This window comes from Mycobacterium sp. DL99, from assembly GCF_004762045.1.
Taxonomy (GTDB): Bacteria; Actinomycetota; Actinomycetes; order Mycobacteriales; family Mycobacteriaceae; genus Mycobacterium.
The window spans coordinates 6,257,510-6,264,197 of the sequence record NZ_SJOM01000007.1; the positions used below are offsets into that span (position 1 = coordinate 6,257,510).

Consider the following 6,688-nt stretch of genomic DNA (forward strand, 5'->3'; position numbering starts at 1 on the left):
TGGTTTCCACTCGCGCGGGTTTCAGCTGCGCGCAGCCCCGCGGTCCAATTTCCGGTACTGCTCGGCAATCGCCAGAATCCATTCCCGGTCCGAAAACGATTCCGGCTGGCTGAGCCAGGCCAGCCCCGGAAACGCTGAATCTTCATCCCCCTCGCGAGTGTCGTAGATCCACTGGGCGATGGCCCGCGCCTGATCCCGGGGTGACACCTGAGGTCGCTCGGTATCGCCGAATTGTGTTGCGTCACTTGATCCGGATGATCCGCGGGGCCCGGCGGTCTCATGCTGACGCGCGTCGGCCGCGGTCGCTTCCAGGTACAGCGCGTCGGAGATCAGCGACATCCGTTCGGCGACGCGGAACACCAGCGGTCCGCGCGGACGCACCCCGATACCCACGTCGGGCTGACGCCGGGCCAACTCATTCAGCAGCGGTTTGATGGTCCGCAGTTCGTGTTGTGCACCGAACCAGTCTTCGACGCTGGGCAACAGCGATCCGGCGGCGACGATCACCATCGCGCACCCGAGCATGGTCGCCGCGGCGCCGACACCGACAGGCTCGGTGCGCCCCGCGGCGCGGAGCAGGACGAAGCCGCTGGTAGCCACGATCAGCACCATCCCGACCGTGAACAGGAACAGCGCCCGCCCACGCCGGCTGCGGTTCGAGTAGCGCAGGCCCGCCCACGCCACCAGGGTGAGGGCGAGGAACACGTAGAGCAACGGCAGCAGCCATGAGGTGCCGTTCGAGACGAGATCCCGCTTGAGGTACTCCGACGGCGACATCTCCGGCTGTCGACCGGCGCGGAAGAAGATCACCAGGCTGATGACTGTCACGAGTCCGGCAATGCCGTACTGGACCAGTGCGATGCGTCGGGTGAGAGTCGCCGAATGGCTCGATGACGCCGTCGTGATCATCACGCAACTACCGGCTGCGCAGGCGATCAGCGCAACCTGGCTCAGTCCGACCGCGACGTTGGGCCAGTGCACCACCGTGTCGATCAGCAGGGCGAGCGGCTGCCAGTTCAGTGCTGCGACGACGCCAAGGCTGCCCAACGACAGGATCATCGCCGAGCTCACCAGGGATTGTTTGTTGACCAGTGCCCAACCGATGCGCAGGCCGGTCGCCAGGCCGAGTAGGCCGGCAATCACCCAGACGATCAACCAAACGCCTCTCCGAGGCGAACCTGCACGATCGATGACCGGTCGGAGGGCAGCCGGCCGAGCCGGTACAGCAGCAGCGCGGCGAAGTCCTCGGCCTCCTGCTCGATGTCCTCGCCGTTGGGCCCCATGCAGCCGGTCCGTTGGTTGAGCATGTAGCTGATCAGATCGGAGGTGGCCACCTCAGCGGTGGCAGCGGCCGCATCGACGATCGAGATGCCCTCGTGGCCCAGCACCAGGTGGCCGAGCTCGTGAGCCAGGGTGCGGTCCCAGGCCGGCAGGCCCTGCTGGATGAGGAACACATCGCGGTCGGTGTATTGCCGCCACTGCCCGCAGACCCCGGGCGGAAGTTCTGCCATGGTCAGCTCGATCGGCCTACCGCGGTCTTCGCTCACCGCGTCGACCAGGCGGGTCAATGTGACTTCGCCCTGTCGCGGGGCCAGATCGAGAACCTCGTTGACAGCGCGCGTAACGCTTCGACTGGCGGACATGATCCCCCTTTCCACCCTTTCGTAGCACGCCCGGACAAGTCCCCTTACCTGGATTCTCCCAGGTCGTTCCTAACGCATGAACCGACTGGCGTCGATTCTGACGGTACGGCCGGCTTTGGCCTGCCGGTAGCCCACGAGCCCGCCCAGGCCGGTCAGGGCCATCATCCCGGTTACGCCGGGCAGCGCCATCGCCGCGATCTCCATCGTGTTCGCCGTACGCAGGTAGTCCGCGTAGCCGGCCCGGTAGGACGCCGGCGGGAGGCCCGCGTTCAATCCGACGGCGGCGGGAGGCCTCGTCTCGGTCCGCATCTTGGTCGAGGGTTGCATGTGAGGTCCCGACCTCGGTCCGTGGTCCGAGCCCGGACCACCCAACGGCGCCGCGAGCGGCGGCACGATGACGGGCAGCACGACGACCGGAACGGCGATCGGCGGCACCCCGGCCGCCGCGGCCAGGCCGGGCGGGGGTGGCACAGCCACATCGGCCGCCGGTGCCGGCGGTGCCGGTAATTGCATCACCGGCGGGCGCGGGAAGTTGAACGGCGCGGGGACGCCGCCACCGCCTCCACCGCCGGCAGCGCCGCCGATCAGAGTTGTGGTGGTCTGGGTGGTCTGGGTGGTCTCCGATGTCGCGGAGGTGGTCTCCGACGTCGACTTGGTCGTCTCGGTGGTCTCGGAGGTCGACTTGGTGGTCTCGGTCGTCGACGACTCAGTCGTGCGCGTGGTGGTCGCGGTCGTCGTGACAGCCGTCGTCGAGGGCGTGGTCGACACTGTCTCGCTGGCAGATGTCGTGGGTGTCTCCGACTCCGACGGCTTCGTGCTGGGAGTCGCAGTGTCGGTCTTGGTCGGGGTCGCCGTGTCGCTCTTCGTCGGGGTCGCCGTGTCGGTCTTGGTCGGGGTGGTGTCGGTCTTGGTCGGGGTGTTGGTGTCGGTTCCAGTTTGCGGAGGCGTCCGGGTACCGGACGGTTGCGACGGCCCGCTGGGTTCGTCGGTCTGGGTCGGTTTGCCCGTCGTCTTGGTCGGCTTGCCGCTCGTCTTGGTGGGCTTGTGGGTCGTCCGGGTGCCCGGCGAGCCGGTGCCATCCCCGTCTTCGCCCTGGGAATCGCCGCCCTGATTCTGGCCCGGCCCGTGATCCTTGCCCCCGTGCCCGTCCTGCCCGTTGCCGGCAGTATTCGACGAGCCCTGACCGCTGTCGGGCCGGCCTCGATCCGGATCGGCAAACGCCAATGCGCCCCCGACACCGGCCATGATCAGGCCCATAAGCACCAGACCGGTCGAGGCGGCGACGCGCAACCGCGAACGCACGTTGTCACCACCCTTTCGCGCACCGCCTGCAAGCTTTCGTTGACGAATTCAATTCTCGCACAAACAAGCAGTCCGAATTTGCTAGCTGAGGCGATTTACCGCCTTGATCGCGGGGAGCCGCGGCGGAGCAAATCCACCGGACGATACTGTGGGTCTGCAGCACTTCTGCGGTGACCACAAACACACGACGAATTGACCGGGAGGCAACCGGAATGGGCCTGTTCACGCGACGAAAAAGCCGCGCCACCCGCCGCGCCGAAGCCCGCGCCATCAAGGCCAAGGCCAAGCTGGAAGCCCGGCTCACCGCAAAGAACGAGACTCGTCGCATCAAGTCCGATCAGAAATCTGCACAGCGGGCCCTCAAAGCTCAGGTCAAGACGCAGCGGGACAGCGACCGCAACGCCCTCAAAGTGGCCGAGACCGAGTTGAAGGCGGCCCGTGAAGGACGTCTGCTCGCCCCTGCCAGGATTCGTCGTCTGCTCACCGTCACACGTTTGCTGGCGCCGGTCCTCGTGCCCTTGATCTACCGTGCCGCCACGGCCGCCCGGGGCGCTCTGGACGAACGTCGTGCCGATCGCCTCGGTGTCCCGCTGGCCCAGCTCGGTCAGTTCTCAGGACACAGCGCCGAGTTGTCCGCACGGATCTCCGGGGCCGAGCAGACGCTGCGGCAGGTCGCCGAGAAGAAGCCCAAGGATGCCGAGACCAAACAGTTCGTCACGGCGATCAACGAACGGCTCACTGACCTGGCCGCGGCGGTGACTGCCGCCGAGAACATGCCGACCGCACGGCGCCGCGGCGCCCACGCGGCGATCGCCGCCCAACTCGACGGCATCGATGCCGATCTGATGGCTCGGCTGGGACTGGTCTGAGCCCAATTCCATGACCGGCGCCCGTATCGACTACGCAGCCCCGCTGCGCGGTACGGCCGTCGGCTCCCTCACGGCCGCACTGGCCGTCGCGGCGCACGGCGTCGGCGGCGGCGGCGGTCTGCCCGGAGGCGCGGTGGCCGCCCAGCTCGTCGTGCTGGCGGCCACCCTCGGCACGGTGGCCGCGACCGTGCGTGGCGCGAACCGCACCGCGGTGTTGTGGGGCCTGCTCGGTACCGGCCAGCTGCTGGCCCACGCGTTGTTGGCGACGGCGGGTCACTCGCACGGCACCCGGCCCGGCTTGGTGATGTTCGGCGCGCACCTGGCCGCGGTATCGCTCGGCGCAGGCCTGATCGCCTGCGGTGCCCGGCTGTCGGCAGCGGTATCGCGGGCGGTGCGCACGATGGCGCCCCAAGGGCGGCCGGTGCCGGTTACGACGGTCGGTGTCTTGGCGCGTGGCACGGATCAGCCGTTGCACTCGGCTCTCTTCCTGGCCGCTTCGGTGTCGCATCGGGGCCCGCCGGTCGGCGCCTGCGCCTGACCGTCCGACCCGACCAACTCCAGAAAGACACCACGAATGCAACCCCTCACCGGGGCGTCCTCGCGCGCCCTGCTCACGACCGCGGCGGTAGCCGTCGCCGGTCTGCTCACCGCCGCACCGGCATGGGCGCATGTCCACGTCGACGCCGACGATCCGACACCGGGATCCACCTCGGTACTCACCTTCCGAGTTCCCGGCGAGTCCGATTCCGGCGCGCTGACAACACAATTGAAGGTTGACCTGCCCAACGTGGCCTCGGCGCGCACCGAGGTGATGCCGGGCTGGACCACAAAGCTCGACCGTGACACCTCCGCGGGAACGGTCCGGACGGTCACCTGGACCGCGGCACCCGGAGTGGGCATCTCACCCGAGCAGTTCGCGCTGTTCCGGGTGTCGGTCAAACTGCCCGATACGACGACGGCGAGCTTCCCCGTCACCCAGACCTACTCGGACGGCTCGGTGGTCCGGTGGGATCAGGCCCCGCTGCCCGACGGCAGCGAGCCCGAGCACCCGGCTCCGCAACTGACGCTGACCGGAACCCCGCCTGCAGCAGGAACTGCCGAACACGGCACCGAGACGGCCCCGGCGGCCGGTCAGCCCGTGCCTGCCGCTGCCGCACAGCCCGCAGGCACCGTCGACAATTCGGCCCGCTGGCTGGCAGGCGGAGCGCTGATCGTCGCGGCCGCCGCGGTGGTCGCAAGTCTGCTGAACCGGCGCCGGTCATGAGCCGGCTGCTGGCCACGACCCTGACCGGGCTCATCCTGGCCGCCTCTGCATTGGTCGGGGCTCCGGCCGCGTCGGCGCACGCGGCCCGGGTCGCGGCGGACCCGGCAGAGCATTCGGCGCTCAGCGCCGCACCGCCACGGGTGAGCGCCACGTTCAACGAGGCGCTGCAGCCGGCCTTCGCCAACATGACGGTCGTCGGCCCGGACAACAACCTGTGGTCTGAGGGTGACCCGAAGGTCGCCGGTGCTGTGCTCAGCGTCGGGGTCCGCCCACTCGGCCCGGCCGGTACGTACACGGTGAACTACCGGGTGACCTCGGCCGACGGGCACGTGGTCTCGGGTTCCTGGTCGTTCGACCTGACCGTCGCCGGTGCGGGCACTCCGGGGCCCGCCGCCTCGTCGCCCGCGCAGTCCGACGGCGGCATCGTGGTGTGGCCGTTCGTTTTGGTCGCCGTCGTGCTCATCGGCGGCGGAGCCTGGTGGGCGGTCCGACGTCAGCGGTGATCGGTGCGTTGATCCGGGCGCTGGCTGACGGCGCCGCCATCGTCGCTCTTGGCCTGGCGGCAGTGCCGCTGCTCGAGTCCGACCGCTACCGCGCCGAGTTGAGCCGGAGGGCGGCCACGCCACTCGCGTTGGCTGCCGCACTCTGGCTACTGGCCGAGATCGTGCGGCTGACCGTGGAGGCCGCGCAGACCGCGGGTGTCGGGTTCTGGCAGATCCGCGTGCACACCTTGACCGACTTCGGTCTGCACACCACAGTCGGCCGTTCGGGGCTGGTCGGCGTCGCGGCGGCGCTGATCGTCGGCGTGGTGGCGATCCTCGTCCCGCGCGGTGCCACCACCACGGCCATGACGGTCGGGGTCGCGGCGGTCGGCATGGCCGCCAGGACTCTGGCCGGACATCTCTCGGAGAGTCCGATCGGTGGGATGGCCGTGGCGCTGCATGCCCTGGCCGCCGCGGTGTGGTGCGGGGTGCTGGCGGCGCTGGTGCTGACCGTGACGCACCGCGGCCAGTGGGCCAGGGTGCTGCCCCGGTTCTCGCAGTTGTCGCTGTCGTGCGTGGGTGTGCTGCTGGTCGCCGGTGTGGTCGGGGCGGCGATCAAGTTGAACTCGCCCGCCGAGTTGTGGGCCACCGGTTATGGCCGGATTTTGACCGCCAAACTGGTCGTGACGGTGGCTCTGCTGGCTCTGGCCTGGCGAAACCGGTCTCATTGGCTGCCGGCGGCGCGGGCTCACCGCAGTAGCGCAGCGTTGTCGCAGAACCGCTCGTTGATGGAATTGGGCATGATGGCTGTTGCGGTCACGCTTGCCGCGGCTCTGGCCGTCACGGGTTGACCGCTGCGGCGCCTGGCATGATGGGAAACACTGCCGGCCCCACCCTCCGCGATGGCGCGGAGCACCAGAAACTGCAAAGGAGCAGCCAGATGGCAGAGCAGCAGGATCAACCCGCCGAGAAACCCGCCACCGCAGCCGAGCCGGCTGCGGTCGACGCATCAGCGGCCGGCGCGGATCCTGCTCCGCCCATTCCGGCCCCTCCGACCCCGGCTCCCAAACCCGGTCCTCCGCCGGGCAAGAAGGCCCCCGCGAAGAAGACCCCGGCCAAGAAAGCAGC

The 6,688-nt window shown here is 69.2% G+C and carries 8 protein-coding genes and 1 pseudogene; 6 read left to right on the forward strand and 3 right to left on the reverse strand.

The genetic code is table 11. The features are described from left to right. Positions 1 to 21 precede the first annotated feature (21 nt). From EYZ64_RS30390 to EYZ64_RS30400, 3 genes are all read right to left on the reverse strand, one after another. The gene (locus EYZ64_RS30390; RefSeq protein WP_135459461.1) at positions 22 to 1,155 is read right to left on the reverse strand and encodes a hypothetical protein; all 1,134 of its coding nucleotides are present in this window, start codon (positions 1,153 to 1,155) and stop codon (positions 22 to 24) included. Further along, a complete protein-coding gene (locus EYZ64_RS30395; RefSeq protein ID WP_135459462.1) occupies positions 1,152 to 1,643 on the reverse strand; it encodes an ImmA/IrrE family metallo-endopeptidase in 492 nt (163 codons plus the stop codon). The genes EYZ64_RS30390 and EYZ64_RS30395 overlap by 4 nt, the downstream gene beginning before the upstream one ends. A 69-nt stretch (positions 1,644 to 1,712) precedes the next feature. Then, positions 1,713 to 2,945 (reverse strand): hypothetical protein, encoded by a 1,233-nt coding sequence (locus EYZ64_RS30400; protein WP_135459463.1) that lies wholly within the window; start codon positions 2,943 to 2,945, stop codon positions 1,713 to 1,715. Between the two features lie 212 nt (positions 2,946 to 3,157). Between EYZ64_RS30400 and EYZ64_RS30405 the strand changes: the two genes are divergently transcribed. From EYZ64_RS30405 to EYZ64_RS30430, 6 genes and pseudogenes are all read left to right on the forward strand, one after another. After that, the gene (locus EYZ64_RS30405; RefSeq protein WP_135459464.1) at positions 3,158 to 3,814 is read left to right on the forward strand and encodes a DUF6474 family protein; all 657 of its coding nucleotides are present in this window, start codon (positions 3,158 to 3,160) and stop codon (positions 3,812 to 3,814) included. A 10-nt stretch (positions 3,815 to 3,824) separates the two neighbouring features. Beyond that, positions 3,825 to 4,352, forward strand: a complete 528-nt coding sequence (locus EYZ64_RS30410; RefSeq protein ID WP_135459465.1) for a hypothetical protein — start codon at positions 3,825 to 3,827, stop codon at positions 4,350 to 4,352. Between the two features lie 36 nt (positions 4,353 to 4,388). Next, the gene (locus EYZ64_RS30415) at positions 4,389 to 5,078 is read left to right on the forward strand and encodes a YcnI family copper-binding membrane protein (RefSeq protein WP_135459466.1); all 690 of its coding nucleotides are present in this window, start codon (positions 4,389 to 4,391) and stop codon (positions 5,076 to 5,078) included. Then, positions 5,075 to 5,581 carry a copper resistance CopC family protein gene (locus EYZ64_RS30420; protein WP_135459467.1) on the forward strand — a complete coding sequence of 169 codons (507 nt, stop codon included), beginning with the start codon at positions 5,075 to 5,077 and terminating at the stop codon, positions 5,579 to 5,581. The genes EYZ64_RS30415 and EYZ64_RS30420 overlap by 4 nt, the downstream gene beginning before the upstream one ends. Further along, complete coding sequence (locus tag EYZ64_RS30425) at positions 5,557 to 6,411, forward strand: CopD family protein (RefSeq protein WP_286175204.1); 855 nt, start codon at positions 5,557 to 5,559, stop codon at positions 6,409 to 6,411. Before EYZ64_RS30420 ends, EYZ64_RS30425 begins: the two co-directional genes overlap by 25 nt. A gap of 89 nt (positions 6,412 to 6,500) precedes the next feature. Beyond that, positions 6,501 to 6,688, forward strand: a pseudogene (locus EYZ64_RS30430) (hypothetical protein); the annotation flags it as partial.